Annotated in this window: 18 protein-coding genes and 1 riboswitch; of the genes, 12 read left to right on the top strand and 6 right to left on the bottom strand. The window is 70.9% G+C overall.

Annotated features, from left to right (window positions below; all coding sequences use genetic code 11):
* Nucleotides 1–34: 34 nt before the first annotated feature.
* The 8 genes from QTQ03_RS05735 (at nucleotide 35) to gcvP (ending at nucleotide 10,023) form a co-directional block, all read left to right on the top strand.
* A complete protein-coding gene (locus tag QTQ03_RS05735; protein WP_289277059.1) occupies nucleotides 35–499 on the top strand; it encodes a bifunctional nuclease family protein in 465 nt (154 codons plus the stop codon).
* A 171-nt stretch (nucleotides 500–670) separates the two neighbouring features.
* Nucleotides 671–1,246 (top strand): MerR family transcriptional regulator, encoded by a 576-nt coding sequence (locus QTQ03_RS05740; protein WP_289277060.1) that lies wholly within the window; start codon nucleotides 671–673, stop codon nucleotides 1,244–1,246.
* 951 nt (nucleotides 1,247–2,197) lie between these two features.
* Entirely contained in the window at nucleotides 2,198–3,442 is a 1,245-nt protein-coding gene (locus QTQ03_RS05745) for a nitric oxide synthase oxygenase (protein WP_502889700.1), read from the top strand.
* Between the two features lie 3 nt (nucleotides 3,443–3,445).
* Nucleotides 3,446–4,681, top strand: coding sequence for a globin domain-containing protein (locus tag QTQ03_RS05750; protein ID WP_289277062.1), 1,236 nt, complete (start codon nucleotides 3,446–3,448; stop codon nucleotides 4,679–4,681).
* Entirely contained in the window at nucleotides 4,674–5,300 is a 627-nt protein-coding gene (locus tag QTQ03_RS05755) for a hypothetical protein (RefSeq protein WP_289277063.1), read from the top strand. Before QTQ03_RS05750 ends, QTQ03_RS05755 begins: the two co-directional genes overlap by 8 nt.
* 334 nt (nucleotides 5,301–5,634) lie before the next feature.
* Nucleotides 5,635–5,937: a ParB family protein gene (locus QTQ03_RS05760; protein ID WP_289277064.1), complete on the top strand. Its 303-nt coding sequence runs from the start codon at nucleotides 5,635–5,637 to the stop codon at nucleotides 5,935–5,937.
* Between the two features lie 82 nt (nucleotides 5,938–6,019).
* Complete coding sequence (locus QTQ03_RS05765; RefSeq protein ID WP_289280697.1) at nucleotides 6,020–6,916, top strand: NAD-dependent protein deacetylase; 897 nt, start codon at nucleotides 6,020–6,022, stop codon at nucleotides 6,914–6,916.
* 118 nt (nucleotides 6,917–7,034) lie between these two features.
* Nucleotides 7,035–7,132, top strand: a riboswitch (glycine riboswitch).
* Between the two features lie 71 nt (nucleotides 7,133–7,203).
* Complete coding sequence (gene gcvP / locus QTQ03_RS05770) at nucleotides 7,204–10,023, top strand: aminomethyl-transferring glycine dehydrogenase (RefSeq protein ID WP_289277065.1); 2,820 nt, start codon at nucleotides 7,204–7,206, stop codon at nucleotides 10,021–10,023.
* A gap of 92 nt (nucleotides 10,024–10,115) precedes the next feature.
* On the opposite strand, the gene QTQ03_RS05775 is transcribed toward gcvP, so the two are convergent.
* Nucleotides 10,116–10,316, bottom strand: a complete 201-nt coding sequence (locus QTQ03_RS05775) for a DUF5999 family protein (protein ID WP_289277066.1) — start codon at nucleotides 10,314–10,316, stop codon at nucleotides 10,116–10,118.
* A 97-nt stretch (nucleotides 10,317–10,413) separates the two neighbouring features.
* Between QTQ03_RS05775 and QTQ03_RS05780 the strand changes: the two genes are divergently transcribed.
* On the top strand, nucleotides 10,414–11,649 hold the full coding sequence (locus tag QTQ03_RS05780) for a chorismate-binding protein (RefSeq protein ID WP_289277067.1): 1,236 nt from the start codon (nucleotides 10,414–10,416) through the stop codon (nucleotides 11,647–11,649).
* Between the two features lie 103 nt (nucleotides 11,650–11,752).
* Nucleotides 11,753–12,256: a peptide deformylase gene (def, locus tag QTQ03_RS05785; RefSeq protein WP_289277068.1), complete on the top strand. Its 504-nt coding sequence runs from the start codon at nucleotides 11,753–11,755 to the stop codon at nucleotides 12,254–12,256.
* Nucleotides 12,257–12,394: 138 nt separating this feature from the next.
* On the opposite strand, the gene QTQ03_RS05790 is transcribed toward def, so the two are convergent.
* Nucleotides 12,395–13,171 carry a TSUP family transporter gene (locus tag QTQ03_RS05790; RefSeq protein WP_289277069.1) on the bottom strand — a complete coding sequence of 259 codons (777 nt, stop codon included), beginning with the start codon at nucleotides 13,169–13,171 and terminating at the stop codon, nucleotides 12,395–12,397.
* 191 nt (nucleotides 13,172–13,362) lie between these two features.
* Here QTQ03_RS05790 and QTQ03_RS05795 point away from each other — a divergent pair, with 191 nt between their 5' ends.
* Nucleotides 13,363–14,142: an endonuclease/exonuclease/phosphatase family protein gene (locus tag QTQ03_RS05795; protein ID WP_289277070.1), complete on the top strand. Its 780-nt coding sequence runs from the start codon at nucleotides 13,363–13,365 to the stop codon at nucleotides 14,140–14,142.
* A gap of 189 nt (nucleotides 14,143–14,331) precedes the next feature.
* Here QTQ03_RS05795 and QTQ03_RS05800 read toward each other — a convergent pair whose 3' ends face one another.
* The 4 genes from QTQ03_RS05800 to QTQ03_RS05815 form a co-directional block, all read right to left on the bottom strand.
* Nucleotides 14,332–14,949 (bottom strand): hypothetical protein, encoded by a 618-nt coding sequence (locus tag QTQ03_RS05800; protein WP_289277071.1) that lies wholly within the window; start codon nucleotides 14,947–14,949, stop codon nucleotides 14,332–14,334.
* 454 nt (nucleotides 14,950–15,403) lie between these two features.
* Nucleotides 15,404–16,144, bottom strand: coding sequence for an alpha/beta fold hydrolase (locus QTQ03_RS05805; protein WP_289277072.1), 741 nt, complete (start codon nucleotides 16,142–16,144; stop codon nucleotides 15,404–15,406).
* 36 nt (nucleotides 16,145–16,180) lie between these two features.
* Nucleotides 16,181–17,137, bottom strand: coding sequence for a coiled-coil domain-containing protein (locus QTQ03_RS05810; RefSeq protein WP_289277073.1), 957 nt, complete (start codon nucleotides 17,135–17,137; stop codon nucleotides 16,181–16,183).
* A 62-nt stretch (nucleotides 17,138–17,199) separates the two neighbouring features.
* Complete coding sequence (locus QTQ03_RS05815; protein WP_289277074.1) at nucleotides 17,200–17,475, bottom strand: hypothetical protein; 276 nt, start codon at nucleotides 17,473–17,475, stop codon at nucleotides 17,200–17,202.
* Nucleotides 17,476–17,575: 100 nt separating this feature from the next.
* Between QTQ03_RS05815 and QTQ03_RS05820 the strand changes: the two genes are divergently transcribed.
* Nucleotides 17,576–18,214, top strand: coding sequence for a hypothetical protein (locus QTQ03_RS05820; RefSeq protein ID WP_289277075.1), 639 nt, complete (start codon nucleotides 17,576–17,578; stop codon nucleotides 18,212–18,214).
* Nucleotides 18,215–18,226 lie beyond the last annotated feature (12 nt).

Genomic DNA, 18,226 nt, shown 5'->3' on the forward strand with positions numbered 1-18,226 from the left:
GTGCGGCGTAGGTGACAACGACACGGAGGCGGCGGTGCGCGAGCTGAGCGTGGTCGGGGTTCGGGTGGAGCTGCCGAGCAACCAGCCGATCGTCCTGCTCAGGGAGGTCGAGGGGGACCGCTATCTGCCGATCTGGATCGGCGCGGTCGAGGCGACGGCGATCGCCTACGAGCAGCAGGGGGTCAAGCCGGCGCGTCCGTTGACGCACGATCTTCTGCGGGATGTGTTGGCGGCGTTGCAGGCGCCGTTGCAGGCGGTGGAGATCACCGAACTGAAGGAGAACGTGTTCTACGCCGACCTGTTGATCGGGGACGGTGTGCGGGTGTCGGCGCGGCCGAGTGATTCCATTGCGTTGGCGTTGCGGGTGGGGGCGCCCATTCGTTGTGCCGAGGAGGTCCTCAGTGAGGCCGGGATTGTGATTCCGGACGAGCAGGAGGACGAGGTGGAGAAGTTCCGCGAGTTCTTGGATCAGGTGCGCCCGGAGGATTTCGCCGGCTGACCGCCGGGCCGGTTCCGTCACGGTGAGTGATGATGGGTTCGGTGTGTGGTGCGCCCGGCGTGTCGGGCTGTTGTTCCGTGGTAGCCGTCCGATGCGGCGTTAGGGTTTGCGTATCGAGGGGTGCGCGTCCCGGAATCGACGTGTCACCGCACGGGCGGGGAGGTTGTCCGGATGCAGGAGCCGCGGGATCCCGATTCGGGTACGGAGCAGGGCACGTCGCTGTCGGCGACGGACGGTGACGGCGCGGTGGGCTACCGCGGTGTGACGGCGTGCCACGCGGTGGGCATCAGTTACCGGCAGTTGGACTACTGGGCGCGGACGGGTCTGGTGGTGCCGAGTGTGCGGGACGCGTCGGGTTCGGGGACGCAACGGTTGTACTCGTTCCGGGACTTGGTGGTGCTCAAGGTGGTGAAGCGGCTGTTGGACGCCGGGGTGTCGTTGCAGAACATCCGGAAGGCGATCGAGGCGCTGCGGTCGCGGGGGGTGGCGGACCTGGCGGGCATCACGTTGATCTCCGACGGGACGACGGTGTACGAGTGCCGGTCTCCGGAGGAGGTGGTCGACCTGTTGCAGGGTGGCCAAGGGGTGTTCGGCATCGCGATCGGCGGGGCGTTCAAGGAGATTCAGGGTTCGCTGTCGCATCTGCCGGCGGAGCCGGCGGGTGTCGCACCGGCGGCTGCCGAGCCGGCTGCGGATGTGGTGGGTGACGAGTTGGCGGCGCGTCGGGCGCGTCGACGGGCGGGTTGATGGTTTCGTGAGTTGGCGGGTGAATGCCCGGGCGGGTACGACGCGCCCGGGCATTTTGGTGTTTGGCGACTGCTGCGGGTTGTCGCCGGTGGTGTGGGGCTTGGGCACGGGTCCTGTCGGGTGGACCGCCGGGCGCGGGTACTCGACGGCGGAAAGTGTCACCGTGCCGCCGCTTGCGTGCGGCCAACGGGACTGTCTTGTCCACGGTGGAGCGTAGCGCGGGGGGCCGTGACCATGTGCGCTGCACGCGCTACTCACCATTGATCAAACGGGTGGCATTTTATCACTCTCCACGCCAAGTTGTTGTCGGCATTTTGATAGGGCGGCCGTGACCGGACACGCGTGACCCGCTATCGTCCCTGACGCGTCCTCCCGGCGTCGGCGTCCATCGCGGACCTTGAAGCCTTGGTTCGGACGGGCGAGACCCTCACGCGTTGACCCAGCGCGAGCCCGACACCTCTGGAAGGAACCGACCGTGACGGTTACCGAAGAGCCCGCCCCCGGTCCCACCACGACCGCGTCGGTGGTGCCAACTCGGTGAAGGCGGGCCGTGAAGCTGTTCACAGCTTCGCCGCTGGAGTGCGCGATCCTCTGTGTCGTGTCGATCCGCAGTCCTCCCGCATCGCCTGGAAGAACGCGGGGTGGTCCCCGAGCGGTGACGGCCAGGGGCGGTCGCACGGGCTGCGGCAAAGCCTGTGTCCAGCTGGCCAGCGGCGCGGGCCTGGTGAGGACGCCGGCCCGCCCGCCTGAACAGGAGATCGTGCTTGTTGCCGGCAATGGTCTGACCTGTGTCAACTGTGATGTTTCCAAGCTGGACTCACCTATTGACAGCCGAGAAGTTCCCAGGAACTCTAGTCCCGTTCGCCGGCCGAATCCGTGTCATCACGCAGCGTAGCAGGCCAGCGGGAGAAGTGACGTACGACCATGCGGGGACGCAGCGGAACCTGCCCAATGATCGGGAATGAGCCAAAATTGACGACCGGCAGCGTTGCCGCTGGCGACAGCCGAGTGGGGTGCCCCGCGCGCCACACCACCCCACCTTCAGTCGACCCAGTCGAGGACCTCTCCACCGAGGCAGTGAAGTTTATCACCGCCTACTACAGAGAGCGGCAGATCCCCAACGTCGCCGACCGAATCTCCGGTGTGCTCAACGAGATCGCCACGACCGGTACCTACTGGCAGACAAGGAACGAGCTGACATATGGCGCCAAGGTGGCGTGGCGGCAGTCCGTACGGTGCATCGGCCGGGTCCGCTGGGCGGGCCTGAAGGTCCGCGACCGTCGCACCGTCACCACCATTGACGGCATCGCCAGCGAACTGACCGAACACCTCCGAATAGCGGACAACGGGGGGCGGATCCAGTCCGTCATCACGGTGTTCGCTCCGGATCATCCGCTGGCAGGACCACGAGCCCGCGTCTGGAACGACCAGCTGATCCGGTACTGCGGGTGGCAACTGGACGGCCGGGTGCTCGGCGACCCCGCACAGGTCGACATGACCGACGCCGCGCTGCGGCTTGGCTGGCGGCCACCCGCCGTCCCCGGCAGATTCGACCTGCTGCCCTGGGTGATCGAGACCGTCACCGAGGACCCGACGCTCGTCGACGTCCCCCGGGAGCTCGTGCGAGAAGTCGCGTTGACGCACCCTCGACACGCCTGGTTCGCGGACCTCAGGCTCCGGTGGCACGCCCTCCCCGTGATTGCCAACATGCGCTTGCGTATCGGTGGCGTCGACTACAGCTGCGCCCCGTTCAACGGGCACTACCTCGCCGATGAGATCGGCACCCGCAACATGGGTGACGTCGACCGGTACAACCAGCTGAGGGCGGTGGCCGCGGGGTTGGGGCTCGACACCAGGGACGAGTCCACCTTGTGGCGGGAGCACGCCGCCCTGGTCATCAACCAGGCGGTCCTGCACTCCTTCCAGGCCGCCGGCGTGCGGATCTCCGACCCGCACGCCGAGTCGGACCTGTTCATGCGTTTCTGCGCCGCCGAAGAGCGAGCCGGCCGGCCCGTCTACGGCGACTGGTCCTGGATCAACGGGTCGGTCGGGTGGGCCGCCCTGCACGCCGTGCACCACCGCTACTACGACACCCGGGTGCCTAACCCGAACTTCTGGCCAGGTGCCCGCACGCCGTACTCTCCGGAGCCGTCTCTGCGTGAGCGCCACTACCTTGCCAACCGGCAGGAGGGCTGACACATGGACATCGAGGCGCTGCGCCAGAGCTGGAACCAACTCGCCGTGGCCGGTCCCGAAGCAGCGAAGTACTTCTACGCGACTCTGTTCGTGATCGCCCCGGAGACCCGGGCCATGTTCTCGGCAGACATGCAGTACCAGGAGGACAAGCTGCTCGCCGCGCTCGGGCACATCATCACGAGCGTCGACGACCCGGACGCGCTCACCACGTTCGCGCATCGTCTCGGCGCCGACCACAGACGGTTCCACGGAGCCGACTCCGAGGGCCGGCCGGTGCAACTGGCGGAGCGGCACTACATCTGGGTCGGCCAGGCTCTCCTGGCGACACTGGAGCACTTCATCGGGCCCCGGTGGACGCCAAGCCTGAGAGCCGAGTGGGCCGGGGCGTACGAGGCGGTCGCGAAGCTGATGCTCGCCGGCGCCGCCGAATCCGAACAGGTCGCGCCCCCGTTCTGGCAGGCCGAGGTGATCAACACCGAGCGCCGCCGCGCCGACATCTGCGTGTTCACCGTCCGACCGAACTACCTGTGCGACTACCTGCCCGGACAGTCCCTGCCGACGCAGGTATCGACCATGCGTACCTGGCGGTACCTGTCACCCGCCAACGCGCCCCGCCCAGACGGAACACTCGAGTTCCACGTCCGGGCGGCGGGCCGGTTTTCGACCCATTTGGTCAGGCGGTTGGCGGTCGGCGACACGCTCCTGCTGGGACACCCGGTTGGCACCGCCCTGTCGTCATACCACCGCGCACCCCACCGGCGGCTCCTGCTGATCGCCGGCGGCACCGGCGTGGCGCCCCTGCGGGCCGTCGCCGAAGAGCTTCAGCAAGGCTCTGGGCGTCCCACCACTCTGGTGGTGGGGGGAAGAACCCCCGACGATCTGTACGATCACCAAGCACTCCTGAAGCTGGCCGCGACGTCGCCGGCGGCGGTATGGTCGGCCAGCCGCGGCGAGCAGTGGCTCCGCTACGTCCCCACCGTGGAACTTGGTTGGGGCTGGGACGGTCACGTGGGTCGAGCCGTCGACACCGCCCTCCGGCTCGGCTCGTGGACGGACGCGGACATCCTCGTCTGCGGGTCTCCCGCGATGACCCGTGCCACGGTCACTGCCCTCACCGCCTCCGGTGTTGGCCCCGACCGCATCTTGACGGAAAGGTACGACCACTCGCTCTACCCACCTCTGTCGGCGGCGGCGGGCCGGCGCCGCGTGACCTCACCCAGACAGGAGTCCGATGACTGACGACGGTGCCCGACACAACGCACCGGACGCGAAGCAACCGCAGCCCGGCGAGGTCACCCAGCGGGTCAACCTGGTAGAGACCCGTCGCTCCCGCGGCCAGCAGTGGTATTCGGCCGCTCAGGTGGCCGCGGTGGCTCGCTTCGCAGACGACCGGATCGCGCTGCTCAACGGCGAGATCGACCGCAAGGGGCGCGAAGTGCGCGGCCTGCTCAACCAGATCGAGATGCTCCGCCACGGAACCCTGCCGAGCATCGCTCCGCAGGCGGCCGACCCAATCGCCGTCGAGCTGACCATGCGCGCTCAGGAGGAAGCCAACCGCACCATCGGCGACGCCAGCGCGGAAGGCGCGGAGATCCTCGCCGAAGCTCGGCGGCAGGCCGAGGACATCATCGCCCACGCCCACCAACAGGCCACCCAGATCACCGAGGTCAGTGAACTCCAGCGCCAACTACAGAATCTGCAGGCGAGGCACGACGCACTGGTGACCGCCAGTCAGGCTACGCACGAGAACCTGACCCGGTGGCAGTCGTACCTGGCCGACCAGGCAGAGCAACTGCGGGCCAGCGCGCAGGCGGCTGGGGAGGTCGGCGAACAGCTGCAGTTGGCGATCAAGGAGTAACGGACGTGCTCGTCTCGTTCCCTGGATCGCGGGAGGACGACGACCGACGCCCCGACGCCGGTAGCACCACCGCGGTACGTCGACATCATCACCGAAGGCACGGCGCGGCTGCCGCGTCGGTCTGATCGGAGTGCGGGCATGGCGCTACTCATGCCGTGGGGGCAGGCGGCGGCGCCGCGGGGCAGGATCCCGAGGAGTGCTGCGGAACGCCGGATCCACCATCACCTCAACGGCCGCCGCCAGCGAGCGATGTTGGTTGATCTCGGTGTCCAGTGAGTCCGTCGCCCCCGCCGGTGCTCTGGTCGTGACGGCCAGTGGGACATGATGTGCGGTCATGACCTCGCCGAAGCCCGTGAAGATCACGATCGAGGTGTCGAGCGTGACCTACGAGCGCGTACGAGCAGCACTGCGGTTCCTCCTCGACGACGCGACAGGCCAACAGGAGGACGTGCGAGGCCTCAGCGAGCTCACCGAACGGGCTCTGATCCGGGAGACGAGACGGTTGGAGCGCGACTACAACGCCCAGCTGGCGTTCCCCACCGACACCACGCCGATCCGCCGGGGACCGCGGGGTCGCGCGCCGATCGACCGGCAACGCTGGGTGGACAAGTGGTGGAACGATCGGGAGGCGTTGTGAGCATGATCAACCGTGGTCGGGGCGACCGGGACGGCGATGGTGTCGTTCCTCGTGGTGGGCGGTGGTTGTGGGGTGCGGCAGCATTGGTGGGGTGAGCGAACGGATCGAGGAGCTGGCGCGGCTGGTCGGCGGCGGTGGGGTGGTGGTGCTCAGCGGTGCGGGCCTGTCCACCGAGTCGGATATTCCGGACTATCGTGGGCCCAGCGGCCCGGCCCGGCGGCGCACGCCGATGACGTACCAGATGTTCACCCGAGACGCGCAGGCGCGGCGGCGCTACTGGGCGCGCAGTCACCTGGGGTGGCGGAACGTCGCCCGGGCGGCCCCGAACGACGGCCACCGCGCGGTGGCCCGGTTGCAACGCGCCGGGTTGGTCGATGGGGTCATCACGCAGAACGTCGACGGGCTGCACACGTCGGCGGGCAGCAGCGGTGTGCTGGAGCTGCACGGCCGCCTGGCCGACGTGGTGTGTCTGGACTGCGGTGACGGCACCTCCCGGGAGGAGTTGGACCGACGGCTGTCGGAGGCCAATCCGGGCTTCGACGGGCCGATAGCCGCGACCAACCCGGACGGGGACGTGGATCTCGCCGACGCGGCGGTGGCCGGGTTCCAGACGGTCGACTGCGCGGTGTGCCGTTACGGCATGCTCAAGCCGGACGTCGTGTTCTTCGGCGAGACGGTGCCCGCGGGGCGGGTGACCCGTTGTTTCGCGATGGTGGAGTCGGCCCGGCTGCTGCTGGTGCTGGGGTCGTCGTTGACGGTGATGTCGGGGCGGCGGTTCGTGCTGCGGGCGGCGAAGCTGGGCATCCCGGTGGCGATCGTCAACCAGGGCCCCACCCGCGGCGACGGCTACGCGACGTTGCGGCTGGATGCGCCGCTGGGTGGGCTGCTGTCGGCGTTGGCCGACCGGCTGGACGCCGACCGGTCGGGCGGCGCCGGCGTGGGCGCGACACTTACGGCCGTGGAGCCGCTCGCGCGTTGATCCTCGACGGGTGGTTGGCAGCGTCGGGCACCAGGTGCCCGCGGGTCGTGCCGATCCCGCTGCGGGGGACACGGCAGCCGCGGGAAACCCCGGCGCTGGTAGCGTTGGCCGCGCCGGTAGCACCCACGTGGGAGAGACCCCCGGAAACCATCCGGACGGCGCCGAAGGGGCAAATCCTCCCCGGAACCTCTCAGGCAAAAGGACCGCGTGGGCAGGCACTGTGGAGCGTCCGTGGGCGTGACAGAGGGGGAGGCCGACCTGTCGACCTCGCCCCGGGAGCGCAGTCCATGACCGCAGAGCAGTTCGCCGCCCGCCACGTCGGCCCCGACCCGGACGACGAACGCCGGATGCTGGACGTCGTCGGCCACGGCACGATCGACGAGCTGATGGACGCGGCGATCCCCGAGGTGATCCGCTGGCAGGGCACCCTCGACCTGCCGGAGCCCGCCACCGAGCACGACGCGCTCACCGAGCTGCGCGCCCTGGCCGCCCGCAACACCGTCGCCGTGTCCATGATCGGGCTCGGCTACCACGGCACCCACACGCCGGCGGTGATCCGCCGCAACGTGCTGGAGAACCCGGCCTGGTACACGGCGTACACCCCGTATCAGCCGGAGATCAGCCAGGGCCGTCTCGAGGCGCTGCTGAACTTCCAGACCATGGTGACCGATTTGACCGGCCTGGCCACCGCGAACGCCTCGATGCTCGACGAAGGCACCGCGGCGGCCGAGGCGATGACTCTGGCCCGCCGCGCGTCCAGGAGTAGGAGCAGTGTGTACGTGGTCGACGCGGACACCCTGCCGCAGACCGTCGCGGTGATCAGGGGTCGGGCGGAGCCGCTCGGCATCGACGTGCGGGTGCTCGACCTCGACGTCGAGGAGCTGCCGGCGGAGTTCTTCGGCCTGCACCTACAGTATCCGGGCGCGTCCGGGGCGGTCCGCGACCACGCGGGTCTGGTCGGGGCCGCCCACACCGCCGGTGCGCTGGTGACCGTGGCAGCGGACCTGCTGGCGCTGACCCTGCTGCGTCCGCCCGGCGAGATGGGCGTGGACATCGCCGCCGGCACCACCCAGCGGTTCGGCGTCCCCATGGGGTTCGGGGGGCCGCACGCCGGCTACCTGGCGGTGCGGGCGGGGCTGGAGCGGATGCTGCCCGGCCGGCTGGTCGGCGTGTCCAGGGACGCCGACGGCAACCCGGCGTACCGACTGGCGCTGCAGACCCGCGAGCAGCACATCCGGCGGGAGAAGGCGACCAGCAACATCTGCACCGCGCAGGTGCTGCTCGCGGTGATGGCCGGCATGTACGCCGTCTACCACGGCCCGGCCGGGCTGCGGGCGATCGCGACTCGTACGCACGAGATGGCGGCGCGGCTCGCGGCCGGGCTGCGCGCCGGCGGCGTGGTGGTCGCGGACGTGGCGTTCTTCGACACCGTGACCGCGACCGTACCCGGCCGGGCCGCCGAGGTGGTGGCCGCGGCGGCGGCGGACAACGTCAACCTGCGGCTGGTCGACGCCGACCGGGTGGGGATCTCCTGCGACGAGACCACCACGGATGCGCACGTGCAGGTGGTGTGGGCGGCGTTCGGGGTGCCGGCGTTCGACGGGGCGGTCGGCTCCCACCTGCCCGCCGGGCTGGCCCGCACGTCGCAGACGCTCACCCACCCGGTGTTCCACAGCCACCGCTCCGAGACGGCGATGCTGCGCTACCTGCGGCGGTTGGCCGGCTTCGACTACGCCCTGGACCGGGGCATGATCCCGCTGGGCTCGTGCACGATGAAGCTCAACGCCACCACGGAGATGGAGCCGGTGAGCTGGGCGGAGTTCGCGCACATTCACCCGTTCGCACCGGCCACCCAGACCACCGGCTACCGGGAGATGATCGCCCAGTTGGAGGGTTGGCTGGCCGAGGTGACCGGTTACGACGCGGTCAGCGTCCAGCCCAACGCCGGCTCGCAGGGGGAACTGGCGGGGCTGCTGGCGATCCGGGCGTGGCACCGCGACCGCGGCGAGGGGCACCGGGACGTGTGCCTGATCCCGTCGTCGGCGCACGGCACCAACGCCGCCTCCGCGGTGATGGCGGGGATGCGGGTGGTCGTGGTCGGCTGCGACGCCGGCGGCAACATCGACCTGATCGATCTGGACGCGAAGATCGACAAGCATCGGGACGCGCTCGCCGGGATCATGGTGACGTACCCGTCGACGCACGGCGTGTACGAGACGGGCATCGCGTCGCTGTGCGCGAAGATCCACGACGCGGGCGGACAGGTGTATGTCGACGGCGCGAACCTCAACGCGCTGGTCGGGTTCGCCAAGCCGGGGAGGTTCGGGGCGGACGTGTCACACCTGAACCTGCACAAGACGTTCTGCATTCCGCACGGCGGCGGCGGGCCCGGCGTGGGCCCGGTGGCCGTGCGGGCACACCTGGCGCCCTTCCTCCCCGGCGACCCGCTCGCCGCCGGAGACGGCGCGCCGGCGATCTCCGCGGCGCCGTACGGGTCGGCGGGAATCCTGCCGATCCCGTGGGCGTACCTGCGGATGATGGGCGCGTCCGGGCTGGCCCGGGCCACCGGGGTGGCGGTGCTCGCGGCGAACTACGTGGCGGCGCGGCTGCGCGGTCACTTCCCGGTGCTGTACGCGGGTAACAAGGGCCTGGTGGCCCACGAGTGCATCCTCGACCTGCGGCCGTTGACGAAGGCGACCGGGGTGAACGTCGACGACGTGGCGAAGCGGCTGGTCGACTACGGCTTCCACGCGCCGACGATGTCCTTTCCGGTGGCGGGCACGCTGATGGTGGAGCCGACCGAGAGTGAGGACCTGGCCGAGCTGGACCGGTTCTGTGACGCGATGATCGCGATCCGGGCGGAGATCGACAAGGTGCGGTCAGGGGAGTGGCCCGCTGACGACAACCCGCTGGTCAACGCGCCGCACACGGCGGCGATGGTGTCGGGTGACGAGTGGCCGCACCGGTACCCGCGGTCGGTGGGCGCCTACCCCGGCGCCGTCGACCGGGCGGGGAAGTACTGGCCGCCGGTGCGGCGCATCGACGGCGCGTACGGGGACCGGAACCTGGTCTGTTCATGCTTGGCACCGGAGGCGTTCGAGAACTGACACGGGTGCCGTCGACTCCGCTGGGCAGGTCCTGGACCGGGCGGAACCAGCCTGGGGCCGACGTGGACAGGAAAGTGACGCGTAGTGGTTGGTCAGGCGACGAGGGCGTGGCGGGCCGGGCCACGGTGCGGGGCGATCGTGCGCCCGTCCGGGAGCAGCTCGCCGGTGTCCTCGAATAGGATGACTCCGTTGCAGAGCAGGCTCCAGCCCTGCTCAGGGAAGCAGGCGATGACTCTGGCGGCGTCCCGGTCGGTCGCTTCGGCGGAGGGGCAGGTGGGTCGGTGCTGGCACATCGGGTTTCTCCGGACTGTGGGGGCACTGTGTCATGGTTCACATGACCAGTGACGCACAGTACCAAGCGAAAGCGACCGGTATCGAGCAGGTTCACGGGTGCGGCGTGTGGAATCCACTGAACGGACGAGACGGCTTGGACCAGACGTCATGAGAGCGCTCCCGCGGGGGATGGTCGACACGCCCCCCGGGGCGCCGGCCGGCTGCCGCCGTAGCCTCACCGAATTGGCCCGCTGGGAATGGCGGCCCGCCGACGGCGGCGACCCCGCCGCACACGCCCAGGAGTTCCTCGCCGCACACGGCCTGGCCGCCGCCGACCTCACCCGCCCGGTCGGCGGCCACACCCCCACCGGTGTGTGCGGAGCCGCCCTGTACGTCTCCGCCGCCGCCGGCGCGGCCATCACCGCCGGCGGGGTTCGCCGCGCCGCCGGCGCGGCGAACCCCGCGACGACGCTGCCCGAGGTCGCCGTCGTCGTCTACGGCCACACCGCCGCGCCCGCACCGACCCGCCGGCCCGCCACCGACTGGAGGCTGGACGCCTGGACGGAGAGCTGGACCGAACGTCAGCACGCCGACGCCGTGCGCGCCGTGCAGACCGCCATCGGACGCGGCGACGTCTACCAGGTCAACCTCGTCGGGCACGCCGCCGCCCCCTACACCGGTGACCCGCTGCCGGTCCTCGCGCGCCTCGGGACGCTGCCCGGCGCCCGCTACGGCGGCACCCTCTCCGGCCCCGGCTGGGCCATCGGCTGCGCCTCCCCGGAGACGCTGGTCGAGGTCACCGGCGGGCGGGTACTCACCCGACCGATCAAGGGCACCCGACCGGCCACCCCCACCGGCCGGACCGAACTGCTCGCCTCGGCCAAGGAACGCGCCGAACACGTCATGATCGTCGACCTCAAGCGCAACGACCTGGCCCGCGTCGCCCGCACCGGCAGCGTCCGCGTCGACGAGCTGTTCGCCGTACGCCGCTGGTGCGACCTGTGGCAGGCCGAATCCACCGTGTCGGCCACCATCGGCGACGGGCTCGGTTTGGCCGACCTGCTCCGCGCCGTGTGCCCCGGCGGGTCCGTCACCGGCGCGCCGAAGCTCGCCGCCCTGAAGCAGATCGCCGCCCTGGAGCCCGTCGGCCGCGGCGCCAGCATGGGCGCACTCGGCTGGGTCGCCCCCGGCCGGGTCAACCTCGGCCTGACCATCCGCACCGTCGCGGCCGACGCCGACCGGCTGCACCTGTGGGCCGGCGGCGGGATCACCTGGGACAGCGACCCGGATGCCGAGGTCGCCGAAGCCGCCGCGAAGTCGGCCCCGGTCCGCGCCACCCTGGCCGCTGGCTGACCGGCGTCCCGCCCCGCGACGTACCGGCGGCCAGACGCGAAGCCACCAGCGGAACCGACAGCGTGACCACCGGCACCGGACAGGCCAAGATAATCTTGCCGGCATGACGATGCGCCCAATCCGGATCATCGGCGACCCGGTACTGCGGACCCCCACCGAACCGGTGACCAGCTTCGACGCCGAGCTGCGCGCACTGGTCGCCGACCTGATGGACACCCTGCTCGGTGCGCCCGGCCGGGCCGGCGTAGCCGCCCCGCAAATCGGCGTCAGCGCGCAGGTGTTCGTCTACGACGCCGACGGGCACCGCGGCCACCTGGTCAACCCCACCCTGAAGCTGTCCGACGAGCAGCAGCACGACGACGAGGGCTGCCTGTCCATCCCCGGTCTGTACTTCCCGACCCCACGGGCGATGCACGCCACCGCTCACGGCTTCGACCAGCACGGCGAACCGCTGACCGTCGCCGGCTCCGGATTCCTCGCCCGCGCCCTGCAACACGAGACGGACCACCTCGTCGGGCGCCTCTACGTCGACACACTGCGCGGCGAAACCCGCCGTCGAGCGCTGCGGGAGATCCGCGCCGGCCGCTTCGACTCACCCCGCCGGTAGCGGACGCGGTACCAGCCACCGCACCCACCGTGCGGTCAGCGGGAACTCCCGCGCCGCGAGCCCCGGCAGCGTCGCCGGCACCGCCCCCCGTGGCACAGCATGATCACCCCGGGCCGGATCCGGCAGTCCGCGGCGGGGTCAGCCCACCCACTGGTCATAGCCGAGCCTGACGACCAACGCCAGCACCACCACCAGCAGCACCAGCCGCACGAACCCGGACCCGCGACGCAACGCCATCCGCGCCCCGAGCATCGCCCCCGCGACGTTGCACACCGCCATCGCGGCCCCCAGCAGCCACCACACGTGCCCGATCGCGGCGAACACCACCAGCGCACCCAGATTCGTGCCCGCGTTGACCACCTTCGCCATCGCCGACCCGTGCACGAAGTCCGCGCCCACCAGCGCGGTGAACGCCAGCACCAGGAAGGTGCCCGTGCCCGGCCCGATCAACCCGTCGTACAGGGCGACGCCCACCCCGGCCACCGCGACCGCTGCCACCATCCGGACCCGGGTGCGCCGCTGCGGCTGCGCCACTACCCCCAGCCGTGGCCGGGCCACCACGAACACCGCCACCGCCAGCAGCACCACCAGCACCACCGGCCGGTACGCCGCCGGCGGCACCGCCCCGGCCAACACCGCGCCCAGCCCCGCGCACAACACCGCCAGACCCGCCGCCGGACCGGCCACCGCCCAGTCCAGCTTGGTCCGCCGCGCATAGGTCACCGCCGCGGTCGACGTGCCCGCGATCGCCGCCAGCTTGTTCGTGCCCAACGCCGTCGCCACCGGCATTCCCGGCGCCCCCAGCAGCAGCGCCGGCAGCAACAGCAGACCACCACCGCCAACAACCGCGTCCACCCAGCCAGCAAGCGCGGCAACGGCGAGTAACGTGGTCAGTGCCACCGGGTCCAGGTCCACGGGCGGTCATTCTGCCCACCCCGGCCCGCCGACACGGACCGGCTGTGGCAAGCCTCACGACCGGCGCGTCGCCGCACGCGGATCACCGACCCCGACGCTGCCGCAACCACACCCCCGCGGCGCCGACCGCCACGAACACAACAGCACCCCGAGCACCCGGCAACCGTGCCACGGCGGCATACAGTGACACAGTGCGCCTGGTCACCTTCAACCTCCTACACGGCCGGTCCCTCACCGACGGGCTCGTCGACCCCGACCGGCTCACCGCCGCCGTCAGCGCACTCGACGCCGACATCCTCGCCCTGCAGGAGGTCGACCGCGACCAGAGCCGCAGCGGCAAGCTCGACCTGACCGCCATCGCCGCCCGCGCCCTCCACGCCCCCGAGCACCACTTCGCCGCCGCCGTCGTCGGCACCCCCGGCGAACAGTTCCGCCCGCTCACCCACGACGACGACGGCCACGGAGAACCCCGCTACGGCGTCGGACTGGTCACCCGACACCCCGTCACCACCTGGCGGGTTACCCGTTTGAAGCCCGCACCCGTCCGCTCACCCGTCTACGTGCCCGGCCCCGGCGGCGGGCTCATCCTGCTACGCGACGAACCCCGCGTCGTGCTCGCCGCCGTGCTCACCACCCCCCACGGCCCGCTCACCGTCGCCGCCACCCACCTGTCGTTCGTGCCCGGCTGGAACGCCTACCAACTCCGGCAGACCGTCCGCGCGCTGCGCACCCTGCCGGCGCCGCGGATCCTCCTCGGTGACCTCAACCTGCCCGCCGGCGCTGCCCGGCTACTCACCGGCTGGTGCCCGCTAGGCCGCCGCCCCACCTACCCGGCAGGCCAACCCCGCGTCCAACTCGACCACATCCTCGCCGACCGCCACGGCCTCGCGTTGCTCCCGCCGGTCACCGCTGTACGCACCCCCCTGTCGACCATCTCCGACCACCGGCCACTGATCGTCGACCTCGGCTAGCGACACCCGTCGAACCCCGGACTCCGATGCCGGCACATCAGGTCCCGGAACGGGATGCTGCACCCGGCACCCCGTGCACAGGTGCCCCGTCGGCGATCCAGCCGCAACGCCCGCCGGCGTAACCTGACCCGCCCGCCTCGCCGCCACTGAACCTCTATCGGGAAGTCCCGGGCCCACAGGGACGGTGCCTCAAGATTCGGCAGTAGCCCGCCGCTCATGTACTGCTGGCCGCCGCCTGCCAGCGGCAAGGACTCGAAGGCAGCCCACCACTCCGGCCGTCAACAGCACCAGACCACTGACGATGTGGGCCACCCGGGTCGGCCAGGGCAGGATCGCGGGGGTGGTGAACCGACCGACGACGAACGGCTCGAGCACTGCTCCGACGGGGACGACAAGGCGGGCCGCCACCCCCCACGGATCCAACCGGCGAGCGGTCGCGCCCATCAGGCCGAGCGGTCCGCCCACCACCATCGCCGCCAGGAGCCAGTGCACGTTGGCCGCCCAGACGTTCAGATCGAACATGCCGAAGGCCATCCCCACGCCGTAGTGTACGACGCAAGCGGTGAGCAAGGCGACGACCCCAGCGGCAGCAGCCGGCGCGGGGCGTCGGACGAGCCACCCGGACACCACTGCCAGCCCCGCCCAGACCGTCCCCGCGTTGACCAACTGGCCTACGGTCAACCGGCCGGCCAGCAAGATGTCCGCCTTGCCTTCGAACTGGCTCGAGGTCGTCACGTTCGAGGCAAGCGACACCAGAGCCAGCACACTCGCGGCGACAACGACCCGGCTCCACCCCCGTCGGTTCATAGCCAGAGGCTACGCACCTGCAGTTCGGCCCCTGCGACGGGTCGCAGTCGACCAGGAGCACACGCTGATGTGCGCGAGCCGGGTACGTCGGATGCACACCGTACTAGCTTGATCTTTAACCTGGGTCGGTTTGTAGTGACCCTGGCTGATCATCCCGCAGCCCTTGGTTGATCATTCTTCTTGTCGAGGGAAGTGCGGCGCTGGCAGCAGCGCCGCGATCCGGCCAGTCGACGTCGTTAGCCGTCGGTGAAAAGGGCTGTTGATAGCGGCTTTGCGGTCGGCGTCGGTGGGCAGGTTGTACGCCTGGGTGGTTCGAGGCGGGCGTGTCCCATGGCGGTCAGCCGGTCCTACCGCGTATCGCTATCCGATAGCGTCGTCAGCAATGCCATTGATAGCTGCTACGCGGTAGCTATCCATATCCTCGCAGCTCACCGGGCTGCGAGGGCGCAGGGTTTCACCACGTGACGCTCTTGCGAAGGAAGGTCTCCAGCTGTTCGGCGAAGCCCGGTGCTGCGGCGACGAAGTGACCAGCGCCCGGATGCACGCTGCGCGTGCCACCGAGCGCATCCGCGAGAGCGTCGCAGATCCGCTCAAGCGCGGCTGCGTGGTCCCCGGACGCGACGAGTACTGGGACTCCGGCGTTCCGGATTGTGTCAAGCTGCGGGTGCGCCTCACTGGTCGGCCGACCACCGTGCGCCCGCCGAACGCTGGCAACCACGTCCTCGGGGAGCGGTCCGTCCCCGATGGGCGCGCCCGCGAGATGGAGGAACTCGCGCAGCTCGGTCGGGTCCACATCCATCCCGTGAGTGAGGACCGCATCGCCGATGCGCCCAAGCCGCGCCACCTCGAGATCGTCAGGGACAAGGTAGTTGAGCGGTGGCTCGATCAACGTGAGCGAGCGCACGCGGCCCGGCGCGGCAGCGGCCGCAATCAACGTCCCGAGAACGCCGTAGGAGTGGGCGACAACGTGCGGCCGGCCGACGAGCAGCGGTGCCAGATCCAGGGCGTCCACCTGGAAGTCCTGGCGCTCCTGCGGTGGGGGACTCGGCGGATAGCCTCGGCGATGGACGTATCCCAGCGTCCACCGGGCGGCCAGCGGAGCGATAGCGCCCCACGTCGTCCGCGGGCCGGCACCGCCATGCACCAGCAGGACCTCCGGCCCCGAGCCATCGCGCACCACCACGATCTCGCCCACGAAAACGAGCGTAGAGCAGGTCGTCCAGGTCGCCGTTCACCGCTTCCCACCCTCCGGGCGGGCTTGGTCGAGTTGGGTCTGCAGGCGGTCGGCGCGGGCTTCGGCGGTCTGGGCGCGGTTGGTGGCGGCCGCCGCGGTGTTCTCGTGTCGGATGGCGTCGGCGCGGGCGTCCTGGGCGGCCTGCTCGGCGGCGCGGCGCTCGGTGTGTAGCTGTTCGGCCTGGCGGCGGACCTCGGCGAGGGTGGCCCGTTCGGCGTCGAGGTCACGGCGGGCGTTCTCGGCGGCGGTGGCCTCGGCTCGTTCGGCGCGGGTGGTCTCCGCCCGCAGGGCCTTCTCGCCCGCGCGCAGCTCGCCGGTGAGGGTCTTGATCTCAACGCGGGCGTCGCGTAGTTGCCCGCGCTGGTCCTCGTGGCGTTCTTCGAGGGCGCGGCGGCGTTCGGTCTCCCGGGCGGCGGTGGCGGCGCGGGCTTCGGCTTCGGCCTCGGCGCGGCCCTGGGCTTGGCGGGCGTCGGCGACGTCCCGGGCGGCGCGGGCGACCGCGGCGTGCCGGTCGGTGTGGGCCTGGGCGCGGTCCCGCTCGGCGGTGTGGGCGGCGTTGAGGGCCTGGTCCCGCTCGGTCTCGGCGGCCTGGGCGCGTTGCACGGCGGCCGTCATCGCGGTTTCGGCCTCGGCGATGCGGGCCAAGGCGCCGGTCTCGACGTCGCGTACCGCCGGCAGGACCGGCTCCAGCCGGGCCGCCAGGGCGGTCAGCGCCGGCGTCAGGTCGGCGACGGTGGCCCGCCACGCCGTCAACGGCGTGTCCAGCCCGGTGGCCAGCTCCGCCGCCCGGTCCGCGGCGGCCATCTCCTTGCACGTCCGGTTGCCTGGCTGCCATCGCGTGTCATCCGGCGCGCAGAACTCCTTCGGACGGCCGAAACCGCTGTAGACCAGCACCTTCTGGCACTGGAGGTAGCCGCAGCGCCGCTCACGCGGTCCGGACTCCGACCTCGGCACGGCCGATTCACCCACACGCGACTCGCTGAGCCTGGCCCGGTGGTGGGAAAGGGGCGCCCCGGTTAGCGGGCGGCGCCCGGGGGAGAGCCCTCGCCGGGCTGCGGGGTGTGCGCGGCCACTCCTCGACGTCGCCGGCGATGCAGCGGGCGGCGTGACGGCCGGCGCCGGGCCCAGCCCGGACGGCCCACTGCGCCCGGGCGGCGTCGCGGGCTGCGACCCGTCGCGGCGGCCTGGTCCACGACGTCACGCCGCCACGCGGCCGCCACCTCCTGAACGTGCCGCTCGCGGCGACGGGCCGGGTACGGCGGCTCGGTCAGCGCCGCCTCCAGCAGCGCCATCAGGTAGCGGCCGCCGTACTACCCGCCGTAGCCGAGCGTTGACACACCCTGCGCGTACGGTGACCCTCTACGTTGACCGACCCCCTCGGGAGAGCCAGCCATGGGCCTGTTCAGCCGCCGTCAACCCACTCCGCCGCCGCCGGACGACGACGACCGCGCCATCGGCGAGTTGATGGACCGCCACCACCATCGGGCGAGCATCCTCGACGGCAACGACAGGATGATCATCGATCCGGGCCAGGTGCTGGAGAACTTCGCGCTGACGATGGAACGCCTGGACAACGACATCGACACCGTGCTGGAGAACTTCGCGCTGACGATGGAACGCCTGGACAACGGCATCGACACCCCCGTCGGAGTCTCCGACGCCGCCTCGTTCGAGGAGGTCCTCGGGATGGTCCAGACGGGGATGGGGTCCTTCCTGGCAGTGCACCTGCTCAACACGGCGATGCGGATCATGTCCGCGCGCTACCCGGAGGAGCTGGTCAGACTGCCCCTGCCGGAGCAGTACGACCTGCGGAAGCTGGTACCGGTGCTGACGTTCACCGACGAGCAGCACGAGACAGCCCGCCAGATCTTCAATCAGCGGACCCGCAGCGCCACCGATCTCCAGGCGGAAGACCTCGACGAGACCTGGTCACACCTGAACGAAGGCGACCAGGTCCAGATCATCACCGCCCTGTTCTTCATGTACGGCAACAAGATCGGCGCGATGAAGTACCGCACCGGCATCCGATAGCACGCGACGACC

It is taken from the genome of Micromonospora sp. WMMA1363 (assembly GCF_030345795.1).
Taxonomy (GTDB): Bacteria; Actinomycetota; Actinomycetes; order Mycobacteriales; family Micromonosporaceae; genus Micromonospora.